The sequence below is a fragment of the Variovorax sp. Varisp36 genome, from assembly GCF_047304235.1.
Taxonomy (GTDB): domain Bacteria; phylum Pseudomonadota; class Gammaproteobacteria; order Burkholderiales; family Burkholderiaceae_C; genus Variovorax.
Genome location: NZ_JBGLYU010000035.1, coordinates 1 through 15,547, shown reverse-complemented (window position 1 = coordinate 15,547; position 15,547 = coordinate 1). Strand labels below are relative to the sequence as shown.

The following is a 15,547-nucleotide window of genomic DNA, read 5'->3' as shown; positions in this document are numbered from 1 at the left end:
GCAGCATGCCATCATTAGGTCCCCTGGGTTCTATTCGAAATCCCTGATGATGAGTCGCATCGATTCCCTCATGGCCCGGATGACGCTGGCCGAAAAACTGGGTCAACTGACGATGACCGCCTCCAGCTACACGGTCACCGGGCCGGTGCTCGCGGGAGACTCCACGCAGTCGATCATCGACGGCACCGTCGGCAATCTGCTGAACATGGTCGGTGCCGGTCCCACGCGCGAGATGCAGCGGCTGGCCGTCGAGAAGTCCCGGCTCGGCATTCCGCTGCTGATCGGCCTGGACATCATTCATGGCCATCGCACGCTCTTTCCGATCCCGCTCGCGGAGGCCGGCGCCTTCGACGACAAGCTCTGGGAGCGCACCGCGCGCGAGGCCGCGCGCGAAGGCGCGGCCGACGGACTGGCGATGACCTTCGCGCCGATGCTCGACGTGTCGCGCGATCCCCGCTGGGGCCGCACCGCGGAAGGACCCGGCGAAGACCCCTGGCTCAACGCGCGCATCGCGCAGGCCAAGGTGCGCGGTTTCCAGGGCGCCGACCTGTCGTCGGCCGAATCGCTGGCCGCCTGCGCGAAGCATTTCGTCGCGTACGGCGGGGTCGCCGCGGGGCGCGAGTACGCCGCCGTCGACATCTCCGAGCGCACTTTGCGCGAAGTGCATCTGCCGGGCTTCGCGGCGGCCGTGCGCACCGGCGTCGCGACGCTGATGCCCGCCTTCACCGATCTCAATGGCGTGCCGATGACGGCGCACATTCCCTTGCTGCGCGACTGGCTGCGCGGCGAGATGGGCTTCGATGGCGTCATCGTCAGCGACTACAACGCGATCGCGGAATTGATCAAGCACGGCGTTGCCGCCGATCTCGTCGATGCCGCGGTACTGGCGCTGAAGGCCGGCGTCGACATCGACATGATGGCCGACGCATACCGCAAGGGCCTGCCGGTCGCGCTCGAGCAGGGGCGCGTGACGATCGAGGAGATCGACGCCAGCGTGCGCCGCGTGTTGCGGCTCAAGGAACAGCTCGGACTGTTCGACGACCCCTACCGCCGCGGCGCGACACCGGAGCCCGCGGCGGTTGTCGCCGAGCGGCGCGCGGTGGCGCGCGACGCCGCGCGCAGGGCCATCGTCATGCTGAAGAACGAGCGTGACACCTTGCCCTTGCCCGCGGCGGCCAAGGCACTGTGCGTCATCGGCCCGCTGGCCGACGCGAGCACCGAGATGAAAGGCCCGTGGTGGGGTGCCGGCGAACACGAGCCGGCCGTCAGCGTGCTTGCCGGCTTGCGCGCCGCGCTGCCGCAGACCGACATACGCCACGCGCCGGGCGTTGCCATCGAGAGCGACGACGACAGCGGCATCGAAGCTGCTGTCGCGCTGTGCGAGGGCGCCGACGCCGTTCTGCTGTGCCTGGGCGAGCGCGCCACGATGAGCGGCGAGGCGGCCAGCCGCGCCACACCCGCGCTTCCCGGTCGACAGCAGGCTCTGGCCGAAGCGGTGACGGCCCGTGCACGTGCGCTAGGCATCCCCGTCGTCGCGATCCTGTTTTCGGGCCGTCCGCTCGTCGTTCCCTGGCTTTCCGAACACGCCGATGCGCTGCTGGCTGCGTGGTTCCTCGGCGTCGAAGCGGGCCATGCGATCGCCGACGTGGTCACAGGCCGGGCATCGCCCTGCGGCCGCACGCCGATGAGCTGGCCGCGCGCCGTCGGACAGGTGCCGATCCACTTCGGCCAGCGTCCCACCGGCCGGCCGATGAATCCCGCCGACTACTTCACGAGCAAGTACCAGGACGTCGACAACACGCCGCTGTATGCCTTCGGCCACGGACTGACCTACGGCCGGTTCAGCTACGACGAACTCCAGGTCGAGCCGCGGCGCGTGCGCGAGCAGGACGCGCTGAAGATCAGCGTCAGGCTGCGCAACGTTGGCGTGCGCGAGGCTGAAGAGACCGTCTTCCTGTTCGTGCGCGGAAAGGTGAGCCGTGTCACCCGGCCGCTGCTGGAACTCAAGGGCTACGCGAAGCTGCGATTGATGCCCGGCGAAGCCGGCGCGGTCGAGCTGGAGTTACCGGCGTCCGAGTTGCGTTACCTCGGACCGGACCTGCTGCCCTTGTTCGAGGCGGGCGAGGTGGAGATCCTTGTCGGGCCGAGTGCCGAGCAATCGGGGTTGCTGCGTCGGACCATTGAATTGGGTTGAAACCTTGGCGCTGAAGGAGACCGGCCGTTTGTGAGCGGGGCGTGGGTAAGGGCAGCCAGCCTGAAGCGGGCATCCTCGAAGGGCGGTTACGCAGCGATCGCGGTCTGTCGTGCGTCTGCAATTGACGTCCGCGTCTTGCTAATGAACTGCCCGTCAACGCGGCTGCTCCGACTACCAGCGGGAAGAAAAGCTGGCCACAAAAGCCGGGGCGATTCAGTTCGCCCTGTGCTGTTAGCCTTGCATGGTCGGCAGGGCCTCTGCCACGCCAACTCCGGCCATCGTGCCAAAAATTTTAGAAGTGAACTCACCATGACCAGCCCGCTGTACAACGCCTCCGTTCCCGTCATGCAGCAGATGCTGCGCGCCCTGTCCGACGTGCTCAAGAAGGCCGAAGACCAGGCGACGCAGAAAAATATCGATCCGAATGCGCTGCTGCAGGCGCGGCTGTTCCCTGACATGTTTCCGCTGGTACGTCAGGTACAGATCGCCGCAGACTTCTCCAAGGGCATTGCCTCCCGCCTGGCTGGTGCCGAGGTGCCGTCCTGGCCCGACACCGAGGTCAGCTTCGCCGACCTGCAAGCGTTGATCGCCAAAGCTTTGGCCCATATCGGCTCCTTCAAGCCTGAGCAATTTGATTCAAGCGAGAACCGCGAGATCGTATTGCGCCCCGGCACCCCCAAGGAAAAGAAGCTGACTGCAGGCGCATATCTTCTGCACTATGGACTGCCGCAGTTTTTCTTCCACGTGACCACCACCTATGCCATCTTGCGTCACAACGGTGTTGAGATCGGCAAGCGCGACTACATGGGTGCCTACTGACCCAAGACAGACAGGCGTTCAGCCACTCTGACCACTGCCGCTCGAAGTGCAAGCGTGCACGGCAACCCCAATGTGTTGACGCGCGACATCGGCACCTCATCGCTGGCGCAGGGTTGCGCGGGGCAACGCACTGCGGTGCAGGTCGCGCGCTACGACGGCGTGCTGCCACCGATTCGCGCCTTTGAGCCGCCAATGACGGTCCTTGAAGGCGCCGCCCTAGAGCCTGGGCCTGCCGGCACTCGAACGCGGTGTTCAACGGCCAGCGTACGGCAGCGACGAGTGATGCACGACGATGCGCAGCTTGCCGGCACCGTCCTTCACGAAAGTCCAGGTCTTGTCGACCGTGGTGACCTTGCCGTCCGGGTCAGTGAACAGCACGTTACCCAGCGTGCTGGCCACGTCGCCGTGGATGAGCACGGCACTGTTGGCAATCTCGCATTTGGTCCAGCCCTTCAGGGCGAAGCCGGTGTCGTTGGGAAAGGCAGGGTTGCCGCCCACGAAGTACGCCAGCGCGCCGTCGCGAGCGGTGCGGAAGGTCTGCGGCGATGTCGTGAGCGTCGGCTTGAACAGCACTGCGCCCAGCTGGTAGGCGTAGGCGCTGTCGATGACCTTCTCGGCCAGCGCCCTGGCGGCCGGCTGCCCTGCGCTGGAATTCGCAGCACTGATGTCGACCAGCGCCTTGCACCAGGCCTGCTGGGCCCCCAGGACTTCCGCTTCCGTGATGCTCCGGTCGACGACTTTCTCCTTGGCGGCGGCCGGCAAGATTGCCCCGGCGATCAGGAGGCTGGCGATGGCGCTGGGAATGAATTTTTTCATTTGGGTCTCCAATTGAAGTAGTTGGATACCGGAGCGGCCGGGTGGGTCGAGCCGAGACCCAAAGTGCATCGATACGACATGCACAAGGCATGATGCGCCGGCTGATTTGCTCTGAGTAAAAGATGCAAATGAAATGAATCGTTGTCCATTTGCGAGGTAGCCAGGCGTGCAGGCCTGTCTCGCAACAGTCTAAAGCGGGCGCACACGAAGGACGGCCATGCAGCGACTGCCAGCCTTCGAAAGGCTCGCTCGAATAGGTACTATCGGCCACAACCAGTCATTTGGCCTTTTGCCAGTTACTTTGAAGCTATCCCTATCTCTGGCTTACCTGCCAGAGAGGCGTGGAGATTGAACCATGTCCCAACCCACACAAACCTCGCTTCGGGCGCGACTGGATGCGATTCCTTGGAGCGATTTCAAGACCTGCCTCGGCCCAGCGGACAAGATGGGGGAAGTACTGGAACGCCTCGCAAGTACGGATTCGGCCGCCGCACTCGCTGCAAGCCGCGAACTCTGGTGCGATTTGGTTTCGAGTGGTAGCGGCCCTCCGTCAGTAGCGATTCATGCGCTCCCGTTTGTTCTCGACGTCTTGCCTCAAGCCGATGAAGAACTGACGACTGAACTCCTCGAGCTTGTCTGGCGCTGCGTTCACTTCGACCGACCAGATGAGACGGCAACTTTTCAAGAACTGCGGCGTATGGTCATCGCGCAGCGCCCGCGACTGTTCGGGTACACCGCCGGCCCCAATCAGGAAATAGCGGAGTTGGCGAAGGACATCCTTGCCGATATAGGTGAGAGGACCGTCAGCAGTAAGCCCGCTTAAGAGCGGGTGGAGTATCTGTTGTGGGCCCACTGACGGCGGCGCGTCTACGGCAGAATGCGGCCACAACCGGTCAGTCGCGCCGTGGGGCAAAATTCGGCCACAACCGGACACTGAGGGAAACGTTTGTGCGTTCACTAAATGAATTGCTCGAAATCCAAGAACCTGCAATGGCGCTCATTGAGCAATGGGCTCGGGAGGCCGAACTCCCCGTTGAGATACTTCCTCCTTCCACAAGTAGCGGCGATGTCCTCGTTGAACTTCAGGTGACCACTCGATCGGTGCTCGGAGCCGTGGCATACGGGACGGGTGGCATCTTGATAGACGGGGGATGGCTAAGGATGCTTGGCTCGGGACACCCCAGGTTGACTCGCGACATCGCGGCTTGGAACGCAGGGCGGTCGAACGGGTTTTGTCTTGTGGCGGATGATGCGGTCGGTGGATTCTTCGCGCTCAATGGCGGCGCTTTCGGTGACGACCAAGGGGTTGTGTACTACCTCGCACCGGACACGCTCAAGTGGGAGAGCCTGGGAGTTGGTCATGCTGCATTCACGCAATGGGCGTTTACCAAACGGCTTCACACCTTCTACGATCAGATGCGCTGGGTCGGATGGGAGCATGAAGTGAGCAACCTACCTGGGGACCAGTGCTTCAACTTCTACCCCTTCCTCCATACTGAGCAGGGCTCGACGCAGAGCAGCTCACGGCGTCCAGTCCCGATCTCCGAGCAATACGCACTCAACACCGAATAGATTGTCGCGAACGCTACTTGAGCCGGCGGCCAGCGGCCGCTTTGGAGCAAGTCGTACAGCCGGTATGGGCCCTTTCGCGACGGTAGCGCGACCAGCTACAGTCGGCCAGGAGCCATAAACTGCCACGCCAAGGGAGGTCCGATGTCACAAGCAAACCAACTGCGCCCGTTTTCGTTCGTGCTGGCTGTGCCGGACCTTGAGCGAAACACCGCCTACTTCAGGGATGCCTGGGCTTTAAGGCTGAATACGCGCACCGACTTTTGCCGGAACTGTTTCATCCAGAGGGCTAACGCCAGCCCGATCGGGCGACCGCTCCGGCAGAATTCAGCCACAGTAGCGGACGGTCGGGCCTTCCAGCACATCTCATGAAAACAAGACTTCATGCTATTCGAGCCGACATCACTGGGCTGTCGGTCGATGCCATCGTCAATGCAGCCAATTCGTCATTGCTTGGCGGGGGCGGTGTCGATGGAGCAATCCACCGCGCCGCAGGTCCTGAGCTGGTACATGAGTGCCGCTTGCTGGGGGGATGCAAAACAGGTGATGCAAAGATCACAAAAGGCTATCGGCTACCGGCCCGCTTCATCATTCATACGGTCGGTCCGGTCTGGAGGGGAGGGGTAAACGGCGAGGCGGACCTGCTGGCGTCCTGCTACCGAAAATCGCTGATGCTCGCAAACGAATACGGGGCGCGAACGGTGGCGTTTCCGAGCATCAGTACGGGCATCTATGGCTACCCGATCGAACGGGCTGCGCAGGTGGCCGTTGATGCGGTCCGCGCTGCGTTGGAAGAAACTTCGGTCATTGCAGAGGTCACGTTCTGCTGTTTTTCAGACGAAGACTTGGCAATTTACAGGTCTGTTCTTGGATAAGGTGGGTGTAGGCTCCTTCTCACCATGGCAGACACTGAGGCCCGCCGCCGCGCTGTCCAACGGCCTAAGCCGGCCTCAACGGCGCGGCGAACCTGTAGGTATTGAGGACAAGGCCGGACGGCGTCGTCTTCGTGCTGGCGAGCTCGAAGGAACACCCCGGGGTCCCCTCGGCGAAGAAGCGCTTGCCCGTGCCCACCAGCACCGGATAGAGGATCAGCATGACTTCGTCCGCAAGTCCGTGCTCCAGCAGCGTCGATGTCAGCGTGGAACTGCCCCACAGAACCAGGTCCGGGCCAGCCTGCGACTTGATGCGCCGCACACCCTCGACCGGGTCCGGCCCGACGCCCTCGAATGGCCCCCACGCGAGGCTTTCCGGGCGATGGGTGACGACGAACTTGGTGGCCGCATTCAAGCCATCAGCCATCGGACTGGCCGGCACCTTCGGCCAGTAGTCCGACCACATGTCGTAGGTGCGCCGGCCCAGCAGCAGGTCGAAGCGCCCGCCGTGCGCGGCGAGCACCTCGTCCCGGCCGGCGGGAGTCCGGTAGGGCGCCGTCCAGTCGGCATACGGGAAGCCGTCTTCGCCGGAGGACTGGATCACGCCGTCCAGCGACACGTGCTCCATGATCTTGAGCTTTCTCATTCGGGTCTCCGTGTTTGGTTGTTGGGCTTGGAGGGGATGAGGATGCTGAACCGCTCTCGGTCTTCGCGCAACTCCGCCGGCCTAGGAATCAGGCGTTGCTCGCGCGCGCCATCTGTGGCTCATCGAAGCGCTCGGGAGTCTGAGGCGAGCCGGCCAGGTCCGCGCGGGCGAGCTGGGAGCAGTCTGTTCCGGCGGGAAGCTCGATCTCTCCCAACAGAGGCAAGCCGTCTTCCTGAATGACGCCCGCGACGTAGTGCAAGGCGCGCAAACGCTCGTCCAGTTGTTCGCCTGGGACGAAGACCAGCGCGATGCCGGCTCATCCGACCCAGACCCCGCGCCGCTCTTCGACGCATGCCAGCGCGCCTCGCTGCAGCGACTTCTCTCGGCAACGCCGGGCCTCCTTCACGCGCGGATCGAGTCCAGTGCGAGGCGCTGGCGGGGCAGGGCCTCGCCTTCCTTTCACATCGGCGGCATCCTGTCGAACTTGGCCAATGCCGGGTCCAGAAAATCCCATCGATGTCCGCGCACGGCATACGTGACCGCCTGTGGCTTGTACCGGCCAGGGTCGTCGAGGCTCGCGGCGTGCACCGTGAAGATGTCGGGCATCGCCGCAAAGGTCATGTACACGGGCGAGCCGCAGTGCGGGCAGAACGCCCGGGTCTTGACGTTGCCGCTGTCGCCGACCATGTCCCACAGCGTGGCCTGGCCGCTGTGCTTCACGCCGCCACGCGGGAAGGTGAGGTACGAGCCATGGCCGGTGCCGCTCTTGCGTTGGCAGTCGCGGCACTGGCAGTCGTTCTGGAAGATGGGCTCGGCTGAAATCTCGTAGCGGACTGCGCCGCATGCGCAGCCGCCGGTGTAGGCGTGGGTCATTTCCTGGTTCCTTCGAGGTGTGCTTTCCGGCGCTCTGGCCGAGTGCTGCCAATCTAGCGGGGGCACGCGTGTCGCGGGGAGTAACAAGTTCGTCGCGAGTCGCTTCGCCGAGCCGGCTGGATGCCAGGGCCGCCATTTGAAGTGCTTACAACTTCGGCGCCATCCAGGCTGCTGCCAGACGGTAAAGTTCCCGTCTCCGGTTTCGGATCGTCCGCGGCCCTTTTTTCCACCGCCTCCCGCTTTTCCGCTCGCCCCCCATGTCCAACCTCATCGTGCACGGCGGAACGCCGCTGCGTGGCCGCGTCACCCCCTCCGCCAACAAGAACGCCGTGCTGCCGGTGCTCTGTGCCACCTTGCTCACCTGGGAGCCGCTGCGCCTGCACGGCGTGCCCGACATCACCGACGTGCGCAAGATCCTCGACATCTTCCGCACCCTGGGCAGCGACGTGCGCATGGACCACGAGACCGGCACGCTCGAGCTGCACCATCGCGAGACTGCCTTCGACGCATCGCGCCACCGGCTGCCGGAGGAGATGCGCTCGTCGATCATGCTGGTGCCGCCGCTTTTGGCGCGCTTCGGCGTGGCGCGGCTCGAGGACAACGTGAAGGGCTGCACGCTCGGTGTGCGCGAGATCGATCCGCACGTGGAGGTGTTCCAGCGCTTCGGCGGCGAGGTGGAGCGCACCGAAGGCTCGCTGCTGGTGCGCAGCGCGGGCCGCCTCACGCCCACGGACCACTGGCTGGACTACGCCTCCGTCACGACCACCGAGAATTTCGTGCTGTGCGCAGCCGCAGCGGGCGGTACTTCGACGTTGACCAATGCGGCGTCGGAGCCGCACGTGCAGGAGTTCTGCCGCTTCATGGCGATGATCGGCGTGCGCATCGAAGGCATGGGTACCTCGCGGCTCACTGTGCACGGCGGCGGCACGCTCAAGGGCGGTGAGTTCCGCTTCGACGAAGACTTCCACGAGATCACGACCTTCCTGGCGCTGGGCGCCATCACCGGCGGCGACGTGGTCGTGCGCAACAGCGCACCCGAAAACTTTCCGCTGCTCGACCGCACGTTCGCGAAGTTCGGCGTGCAGATCGTGCATGAAGACGGCTGGTCGCGCGCCATCCGCAGCGGCCCGCTGAAGGTGCAGACGCCTTTCACGAGCAACGTGCTGACCAAGGTGGAGGCGGCGCCGTGGCCTTACTTTCCGGTCGACCTGCTGCCGATCTTCATCGCGCTGGGCGTGCGCGCGCAGGGCAATGCGATGTTCTGGAACAAGGTGTACGACGGGGCGCTGGGCTGGACGGGCGAGTTGTCGAAGTTCGGCGCGCACGTGTTCTCTTCGGACCCGCACCGGCTCATCACCTTCGGCGGCAATCCGCTGACACCGGCCGTGGTCGAAAGCCCGTACATCATCCGCGTGGCGATCGCCTTGTTCATGGTGGCGGCGAGCATCGAAGGGCGTTCCGAGATCCGCAACGCCACGCCCATTCGCCGCGCCCATCCGCGCTTCGTCGAGAACCTGCGCAGCCTTGGCGTGCAGGTGGAGTGGACGAGCGAGGAGTGAGCTGATCCACGGGCGATGGCCCTGTTGCGGGAGGCAACTCCGCCTTGGCGGGAGAATTGGCGGTATCCGACACAAAAGGAGCGCCTTCATGACCACGCTGCAGCAGATTCTCGGCACCGAACTCCCGTTGATCCAGGCCCCGATGGCCGGCATTCAGGGCAGCGCGATGGCCATCGCGGTGAGCAACGCAGGCGGCCTCGGTTCGCTGCCTTGCGCCATGCTGAGCCCCGAGGCCATGCGCAGCGAGCTCGCCGCGATCCGCGCGGGCACCGACAAGCCCTTCAACGTCAACTTCTTCTGCCATACGCCGCCCGTGCCGAGCGCCGAGCGCGAGGCGGCGTGGCGCGCCGCGCTGGCGCCTTACTACGCCGAGTTCGGCATCGATGCGGCCGGGATTCCGACCGGGCCGGGCCGCAACCCCTTCAGCGCCGAGGTGGCCGAGCTGCTGGCCGAATTCGCACCGCCGGTGGTGAGCTTTCATTTCGGACTGCCGTCCGAGGCGCTGCTGGCGCGGGTGCACGGCTGGGGCGCGAAGGTGCTTGCCTCGGCCACCACGGTGGAAGAGGCGCTGTGGCTCGAAGCGCGCGGCGCCGATGCCGTCATCGCCCAAGGACTGGAGGCCGGCGGGCATCGCGGCCATTTCCTCTCGCACGACCTGACGAGGCAGCTCGGCACTTTTGCGCTGGTGCCGCAGGTAGTGCATGCGGTGAAGGTGCCGGTGATCGCGGCCGGCGGCATCGCGGATGCGGGCGGCGTGGCCGCGGCCATGGCGCTGGGCGCTGCAGGCGTGCAAGTGGGCACGGCCTACATGCTGACGCCCGAGGCGACGACCAGCGCGCTGCACCGCGAGGCGCTCAAGGGCAGGGCCGCGCGGCACACGGCGCTGACCAATCTCTTTACCGGCCGACCGGCCCGCGGCATCGTGAACCGTGTGATGCGCGACCTGGGGCCCATCGGCGAGGCCGCGCCGGAGTTTCCGCTGGCCACCTCGGGCATTGCGCCGCTGCGGGCCAAGGCCGAGGCGCAGGGCAGCGGCGATTTCTCTCCGCTGTGGTCGGGGCAGAACGCAACCGGCTGCCGCGAGGTGCCGGCGGCCGAAGTTACCCGCGCGCTCGCGCAAGGCTTTCACGCAACCGTCTGAAGATCCATCGATGCCTCAACTTCACTTGCCCCTCAAATTCCTCGAACACGCGGCCCGGCCCGAGGCCCGCGAACCCTGGCTGCTGGTGCTGATGCACGGCGTGGGCAGCAACGAGCAGGACCTGTTCGGCCTCGCGCGGCTGATGCCGCCGCAGTTCCACGTGCTGAGCCTGCGCGCGCCGTATGTGCTGTCGCCCGGTGCCTACGCGTGGTTCGAGTTCCAGGTGCTGCCGAACGGCGAGCGGCAGATCAACGAAGAGCAGGAGCGCGAAAGCCGCTTCCTCGTCGGCGAGATGATCGCCTCGGCCTCGCAGCAGCTCGGCGTGCCGGCCGAGCGGGTGGTGGTTGGCGGCTTCAGCCAGGGCGGCATCATGTCGCTGTCGCAGCTGCTTACCAAGCCGCAGAGCGTGCGTGCCGCGATGGTGTGGCACAGCCGGCTGCTCTCGCAGGTGGTGCCACACATCGCGCCGCCGGAGGCCTTCGAGGGCAAGGCGCTGTGGGTGAGCCATGGCAGCGCCGACAACGTGATTCCGCCGAGCGCCGCGCAGGCCACGCGCGAGCTGGCGCGCGGCTTGCCGCTGGCGCTGTCGGGCTCGGACTTTCCGGGCGCGCACGAGATCCGCCCGGCCGAGCTGCAGGGGTCGATTGCCTGGCTGCAATCGCTGAGCGGGCCCACCGACGCGGCCTGATTGCGCAGCTTGCGCGGCACGGGGCGACACAGGGCGTTACGCGGCCGTGGTGCCATGGAGCGCCCGATTGGTGCAACATGACCGGTCTCTCCGCATCACACACAGCCTTAGCAGAAGGAAAGTGCCGCCATGTCCGACCGAGATACCCCCGGCTCCGGGGACGATTCCCCCGAATTCCGGCCACGCCGCGAAATGCCCATAGGCGCCATCGTCGCCTTCATGCTGGTGGTGCTCGGGACGGCCTTCGTCGGCTGGCGCTGGTATCAGCAGCAGCAACAACTACCCGAGGCCCCGCCGGTGGCCGCGGCGCCGAACGACGGGCTCGCGCCCGCGCCGGCGCCCGTGCCCGCGCCCGAGTCCCTGGAGCCGCGCAACCCCATCGACGCGATTGCCGTGCCCGACACGGGGCTGCCTACCGTCACCGATTCCGATACGCGCGTGATGAAGGCGCTCGTCGACCTGCTCGGCAGCAAGAACGTGGCCGACTTCCTGAAGTTCGACGGTGTCGTGCGCCGCTTCGTGGCAACGGTCGACAACCTCGCGCGCGAGCAGGCGCCAGCGAGTGCGTGGCCGGTGCAGCCGGCCAGGCAGCGCTTCACCACCGCAGGGCAGGGCGAGAAACAGGTCATCGCGCCCAACAACGCCGCGCGCTACAACGCCATCGTGCTGTTTGCCGAATCGGTCGATCCTGCGAAGGCGGCCAAGACGTATGCCCGCCTCTACCCGCTGTTCCAGCAAGCCTATGAAGAACTCGGCTATCCGGGGCGCTACTTCAACGACCGGCTCATCGCCGTGATCGACCACCTGCTGCAGGCGCCGGAGCCCGCCGGCCCGGTGCAGGTGCGGCTGGTCGAGGTGAAGGGCAATGTTCCTTCGCAGCGGCCCTGGGTGCGCTACGAATACGCCGATCCGCAGTTGGAGTCGCTTTCTTCCGGCCAGAAGATCATGGTGCGGGTGGGGCTCGAAAACGAACGCAGGCTGAAGGCCAGCCTGCGCGGCTTCCGCGAGCAGATCGCCACGGCCGGCCTGGCGAAGAAGAAACAGCCCTGACGCGCACGGTGCGCCGTGTAGGCGCGGACCGATTGCATGCCGCGCAGATGCCGCAGATGATTTGTTCCCAAGACCAAGATCTCGAGGACAAACGTATGAACCCGATGAGCGTCGACCTCTACCAGAGTGCCACCGATCCGGAGAAATTCCTCGCGCTTCCCGCGGGCGCCGATCCTGCCGAACTCATGGGCCCGATGACCTTCGACCAGGACTACGCGCAGGTCAAGCGATACCAGGAGGCATTCCAGTTCAACCCGTCCGAGGCCTATGCGGGCGTCAACGCGGCCAAGATCGCCGCGGACATCCTGACTGTGAAGTGGGCCATCTATCGCCGCGAATCCCCACCGAAGAAGGGCGCCGCGGCGCGGCGCGGCTGAGCCCGCCTGCGGGCCTTCTCAGGCCTCTTCGGTTTCCTGGTATTCGCCCACCGGCACGCAACTGCAGAACAGGTTGCGGTCGCCGTACACGTTGTCGACGCGGCCGATCGGCGGCCAGTACTTGGCCTGCTTGAGTTCGGCCAGCGGGAACGCGCCGAGTTCGCGCGAGTAGGGGTGCGGCCATTCGGTGCCGAGCAGGCTCGCGGCCGTGTGCGGCGCGTGCTTGAGCGGGTTGTCGTCCTTCGGCCAGACGCCTTCCTCCACGCGGCGGATCTCGCCGCGGATGGCGATCATCGCGTCGACGAAGCGGTCGAGCTCGGCCAGAGGCTCGCTCTCGGTCGGCTCGACCATCAGCGTACCCGGCACCGGGAAGCTCAGCGTGGGCGCGTGGAAGCCGTAGTCGATCAGGCGCTTGGCCACGTCCTCGGCGGTGACGCCGCTGGTGTCCTTGAGCGGGCGCAGGTCAAGGATGCACTCGTGCGCGACGTGGCCGTTCGGGCTTGCGTACAGCGTCGGGTAATGGTCCTTCAGGCGCGCGCTGATGTAGTTGGCGCTGAGGATGGCCGTTTCGGTCGCGGCCTGCAGGCCCTTGGCGCCCATCATGCGGCAGTACATCCAGCTGATCGGCAGCACGGCCGCATTGCCAAGCGGCGCGGCCGACACGGCGCCGACGCCGTTCGATGCGATGCCGGCCGTGGCATGGCCCGGCAGGTAGGGCACGAGGTCTTCGACCACGCAGACCGGGCCCACGCCCGGGCCGCCGCCGCCGTGCGGAATGCAGAAGGTCTTGTGCAGGTTCAGGTGGCTCACGTCGCCGCCGAATTCGCCCGGCGCGGCCACGCCGACCAGTGCGTTCATGTTGGCGCCGTCGACGTACACGCGCCCGCCGTGCTCGTGCACGAGCTCGCACAGTTCCTTCACGCGCGTCTCGAACACGCCGTGCGTGCTCGGGTAGGTGATCATCACTGCGGCGAGGTGGGCGCTGTGCTTCTCGCAGGCGCGCTTGAGGTCGTCCATGTCGACGTTGCCCTGTGCGTCGCAGGCCGTCACCACCACCTGCAGGCCCACCATCTGTGCGCTGGCCGGGTTGGTGCCGTGCGCCGACGACGGAATCAGGCAGATGTTGCGGTGGCCCTGGCCCTTGGCCTCATGGAAGGACTTGATGGCCAGCAGGCCCGCGTACTCGCCCTGCGAGCCGGCGTTGGGCTGCAGGCTGATGCCGGCATAGCCGGTGGCCTCGCACAGCCATGCGCGCAGCTGCGCGTCGAGCTGCGCATAGCCCTGCTGCTGCTCGGCCGGCGCGAAGGGGTGGATGTTGGCGAACTCGGGCCAGGTGATGGGGATCATCTCGCTGGTCGCGTTGAGCTTCATGGTGCAGCTGCCCAGCGGGATCATGCTGCGGTCGAGCGCGAGGTCCTTGTCCGACAGGCTGCGGATGTAGCGCAGCATCGCGGTCTCGCTCTTGTGGGTGTTGAATACCGGGTGCGTGAGAAAGGCGCTGGTGCGGCGCAGGTCTTCGGGAATGAGCGGCGCGGTGTTGGCGGCCAGGTCGTCGAAGCGCGGCATCGGGGTGCCGGCGGGCACGAACAGGGCCCACAGGGTTTCGATGTCGGCGCGCGTGGTGGTTTCGTCGAGCGAGATGCCCAGGTGCTGTTGCAGGCGCTGGCGCAGGTTGACGCCGCCAGCCTGCGCGCGTTCGATGATCGCGGCCGTGTCATCGCCGGTGCGGATCGTCAGCGAGTCGAAGGCCGTGGTGTTGACCAGCTCGCGGCCCATCTGCGACAGGCCCCGGGCGAGGATGGCGGTGAGCGCCGCCACGCGCTGCGCGATGCGCGTGAGCCCGTCGGGCCCGTGGTACACGGCGTACATGCTGGCCACCACGGCCGGCAGCACCTGTGCGGTGCAGATGTTGGAGGTGGCCTTCTCGCGACGGATGTGCTGCTCGCGCGTCTGCAGAGCGAGTCGGTAGGCGGGCCGGCCGTGCGCGTCGACGCTCACACCCACCAGGCGGCCCGGCAGCGAGCGCTTGAACGAATCGCGGCAGGCCAGGTAGGCGGCGTGCGGGCCGCCGTTGCACAGCGGCATGCCGAAGCGCTGCGTGGTGCCGCAGACGATGTCGGCATCGAACTCGCCGGGCGCGACCAGCAGCGTCAGCGCCAGCAGGTCGGCCGCGACGATGAGGGCGGCGTCGCACTGGTGCGCGTGGCCCGCGAGCGGGCGCAGGTCGTGCACGTGGCCGGTGGTGGCGGGGTATTGCGCAAGCACGCCGAAGAATTCGCCGCTCACCATCAGGTGCGGCAGCGTTTCCGACACGGTGCTCACCTTCACCTCGATGCCCAGCGGCGCAGCGCGCGTCCTGATGACTTCGATGGTCTGCGGATGGCAGTCGCCCGACACCAGGAACACGTTGCTCTTGCTCTTGACGCTGCGCTTGGCGAGCGTCATGGCTTCGGCCGCGGCCGTGGCTTCGTCGAGCATCGATGCGTTGGCGATGGCCATGCCCGTGAGGTCGCACACCATCGTCTGGAAGTTGAGCAGGGCTTCCATGCGGCCCTGCGAAATCTCGGCCTGGTAGGGCGTGTAGGCGGTGTACCAGGCGGGGTTCTCGAGCACGTTGCGCAAGATGACGCCCGGCGTGTGCGTGCCGTAGTAGCCCTGGCCGATGAAATTGCGGAACACCTTGTTCTTCGACGCCATCACCTTCAGCTCGGCCAGCGCATCGGCTTCGGTCGCCGGTGCGGGCAGCCGCATCGGCTTCGCGCGGCGAATGGCCGCGGGCACAATGCCGTCGATGAGCTCAGCCCGCGTCTCCGAGCCGATGACGGGCAGCATGCGCGCCTCGTCCGCCGCATCGATGCCGATGTGGCGGGCGAGGAATTCTTCGGCGTTCTCTAGTTGTTGCAGGGAGGGGAGGGCGTGGCTTGACATGGCAGAGAGGTAGGG

At 66.1% G+C, this 15,547-nt stretch carries 15 protein-coding genes; 10 read left to right on the top strand and 5 right to left on the bottom strand.

Features of this window, described 5'->3' with window-relative positions:
• Nucleotides 1-46 precede the first annotated feature (46 nt).
• Both ACCD11_RS19825 and ACCD11_RS19820 read left to right on the top strand, forming a co-directional pair.
• A complete protein-coding gene (locus ACCD11_RS19825) occupies nucleotides 47-2,194 on the top strand; it encodes a glycoside hydrolase family 3 N-terminal domain-containing protein (RefSeq protein WP_413315147.1) in 2,148 nt (715 codons plus the stop codon).
• A gap of 309 nt (nucleotides 2,195-2,503) precedes the next feature.
• Complete coding sequence (locus tag ACCD11_RS19820; protein ID WP_413315146.1) at nucleotides 2,504-3,013, top strand: DUF1993 domain-containing protein; 510 nt, start codon at nucleotides 2,504-2,506, stop codon at nucleotides 3,011-3,013.
• Between the two features lie 252 nt (nucleotides 3,014-3,265).
• Here ACCD11_RS19820 and ACCD11_RS19815 read toward each other — a convergent pair whose 3' ends face one another.
• The gene (locus tag ACCD11_RS19815) at nucleotides 3,266-3,829 is read right to left on the bottom strand and encodes a hypothetical protein (protein WP_101488608.1); all 564 of its coding nucleotides are present in this window, start codon (nucleotides 3,827-3,829) and stop codon (nucleotides 3,266-3,268) included.
• A gap of 355 nt (nucleotides 3,830-4,184) precedes the next feature.
• Between ACCD11_RS19815 and ACCD11_RS19810 the strand changes: the two genes are divergently transcribed.
• The 3 genes from ACCD11_RS19810 (at nucleotide 4,185) to ACCD11_RS19800 (ending at nucleotide 6,273) form a co-directional block, all read left to right on the top strand.
• Nucleotides 4,185-4,652 (top strand): hypothetical protein, encoded by a 468-nt coding sequence (locus ACCD11_RS19810; RefSeq protein ID WP_413315145.1) that lies wholly within the window; start codon nucleotides 4,185-4,187, stop codon nucleotides 4,650-4,652.
• 20 nt (nucleotides 4,653-4,672) lie between these two features.
• Complete coding sequence (locus ACCD11_RS19805) at nucleotides 4,673-5,401, top strand: DUF2625 domain-containing protein (protein ID WP_413315144.1); 729 nt, start codon at nucleotides 4,673-4,675, stop codon at nucleotides 5,399-5,401.
• Between the two features lie 365 nt (nucleotides 5,402-5,766).
• Nucleotides 5,767-6,273, top strand: coding sequence for an O-acetyl-ADP-ribose deacetylase (locus ACCD11_RS19800; RefSeq protein ID WP_042673553.1), 507 nt, complete (start codon nucleotides 5,767-5,769; stop codon nucleotides 6,271-6,273).
• A gap of 64 nt (nucleotides 6,274-6,337) precedes the next feature.
• Here the strand turns inward: ACCD11_RS19800 and ACCD11_RS19795 are convergent, their stop codons facing one another.
• From ACCD11_RS19795 to ACCD11_RS19785, 3 genes are all read right to left on the bottom strand, one after another.
• A complete protein-coding gene (locus ACCD11_RS19795; protein WP_413315143.1) occupies nucleotides 6,338-6,916 on the bottom strand; it encodes a dihydrofolate reductase family protein in 579 nt (192 codons plus the stop codon).
• A gap of 88 nt (nucleotides 6,917-7,004) precedes the next feature.
• Entirely contained in the window at nucleotides 7,005-7,184 is a 180-nt protein-coding gene (locus tag ACCD11_RS19790; RefSeq protein WP_413315142.1) for a hypothetical protein, read from the bottom strand.
• 191 nt (nucleotides 7,185-7,375) lie between these two features.
• Nucleotides 7,376-7,789, bottom strand: a complete 414-nt coding sequence (locus tag ACCD11_RS19785) for a GFA family protein (protein ID WP_413315141.1) — start codon at nucleotides 7,787-7,789, stop codon at nucleotides 7,376-7,378.
• A 257-nt stretch (nucleotides 7,790-8,046) separates the two neighbouring features.
• On the opposite strand from ACCD11_RS19785, the gene ACCD11_RS19780 reads away from it, so the two are divergent.
• The 5 genes from ACCD11_RS19780 to ACCD11_RS19760 all read left to right on the top strand — a co-directional run bounded on the left by ACCD11_RS19780 (nucleotide 8,047) and on the right by ACCD11_RS19760 (nucleotide 12,604).
• Nucleotides 8,047-9,348 (top strand): UDP-N-acetylglucosamine 1-carboxyvinyltransferase, encoded by a 1,302-nt coding sequence (locus ACCD11_RS19780; RefSeq protein WP_413315140.1) that lies wholly within the window; start codon nucleotides 8,047-8,049, stop codon nucleotides 9,346-9,348.
• Nucleotides 9,349-9,436: 88 nt separating this feature from the next.
• Nucleotides 9,437-10,489 (top strand): NAD(P)H-dependent flavin oxidoreductase, encoded by a 1,053-nt coding sequence (locus tag ACCD11_RS19775; protein WP_007834432.1) that lies wholly within the window; start codon nucleotides 9,437-9,439, stop codon nucleotides 10,487-10,489.
• A gap of 10 nt (nucleotides 10,490-10,499) precedes the next feature.
• Nucleotides 10,500-11,177 carry an alpha/beta hydrolase gene (locus ACCD11_RS19770; protein WP_413315139.1) on the top strand — a complete coding sequence of 226 codons (678 nt, stop codon included), beginning with the start codon at nucleotides 10,500-10,502 and terminating at the stop codon, nucleotides 11,175-11,177.
• A gap of 129 nt (nucleotides 11,178-11,306) precedes the next feature.
• Nucleotides 11,307-12,227 carry a DUF3014 domain-containing protein gene (locus ACCD11_RS19765; protein WP_413315138.1) on the top strand — a complete coding sequence of 307 codons (921 nt, stop codon included), beginning with the start codon at nucleotides 11,307-11,309 and terminating at the stop codon, nucleotides 12,225-12,227.
• 95 nt (nucleotides 12,228-12,322) lie between these two features.
• Nucleotides 12,323-12,604, top strand: a complete 282-nt coding sequence (locus ACCD11_RS19760) for a hypothetical protein (RefSeq protein WP_007834440.1) — start codon at nucleotides 12,323-12,325, stop codon at nucleotides 12,602-12,604.
• A gap of 18 nt (nucleotides 12,605-12,622) precedes the next feature.
• Here the strand turns inward: ACCD11_RS19760 and gcvP are convergent, their stop codons facing one another.
• Nucleotides 12,623-15,532, bottom strand: coding sequence for an aminomethyl-transferring glycine dehydrogenase (gene gcvP / locus ACCD11_RS19755; protein ID WP_413315178.1), 2,910 nt, complete (start codon nucleotides 15,530-15,532; stop codon nucleotides 12,623-12,625).
• Between the last annotated feature and the right edge of the window lie 15 nt (nucleotides 15,533-15,547).

Excerpts from the sequence above, each read along its gene's own strand:
- ACCD11_RS19800 (WP_042673553.1), top strand. The coding sequence starts at position 5,767 with ATGAAAACAAGACTTCATGCTATTCGAGCCGACATCACTGGGCTGTCG.
- ACCD11_RS19815 (WP_101488608.1), bottom strand. The coding sequence starts at position 3,829 with ATGAAAAAATTCATTCCCAGCGCCATCGCCAGCCTCCTGATCGCCGGG.
- ACCD11_RS19820 (WP_413315146.1), top strand. The coding sequence starts at position 2,504 with ATGACCAGCCCGCTGTACAACGCCTCCGTTCCCGTCATGCAGCAGATG.
- ACCD11_RS19795 (WP_413315143.1), bottom strand. The coding sequence starts at position 6,916 with ATGAGAAAGCTCAAGATCATGGAGCACGTGTCGCTGGACGGCGTGATC.
- ACCD11_RS19785 (WP_413315141.1), bottom strand. The coding sequence starts at position 7,789 with ATGACCCACGCCTACACCGGCGGCTGCGCATGCGGCGCAGTCCGCTAC.
- gcvP (WP_413315178.1), bottom strand. The coding sequence starts at position 15,532 with ATGTCAAGCCACGCCCTCCCCTCCCTGCAACAACTAGAGAACGCCGAA.
- ACCD11_RS19825 (WP_413315147.1), top strand. The coding sequence starts at position 47 with ATGATGAGTCGCATCGATTCCCTCATGGCCCGGATGACGCTGGCCGAA.
- ACCD11_RS19765 (WP_413315138.1), top strand. The coding sequence starts at position 11,307 with ATGTCCGACCGAGATACCCCCGGCTCCGGGGACGATTCCCCCGAATTC.
- ACCD11_RS19760 (WP_007834440.1), top strand. The coding sequence starts at position 12,323 with ATGAACCCGATGAGCGTCGACCTCTACCAGAGTGCCACCGATCCGGAG.
- ACCD11_RS19780 (WP_413315140.1), top strand. The coding sequence starts at position 8,047 with ATGTCCAACCTCATCGTGCACGGCGGAACGCCGCTGCGTGGCCGCGTC.
- ACCD11_RS19775 (WP_007834432.1), top strand. The coding sequence starts at position 9,437 with ATGACCACGCTGCAGCAGATTCTCGGCACCGAACTCCCGTTGATCCAG.
- ACCD11_RS19810 (WP_413315145.1), top strand. The coding sequence starts at position 4,185 with ATGTCCCAACCCACACAAACCTCGCTTCGGGCGCGACTGGATGCGATT.
- ACCD11_RS19770 (WP_413315139.1), top strand. The coding sequence starts at position 10,500 with ATGCCTCAACTTCACTTGCCCCTCAAATTCCTCGAACACGCGGCCCGG.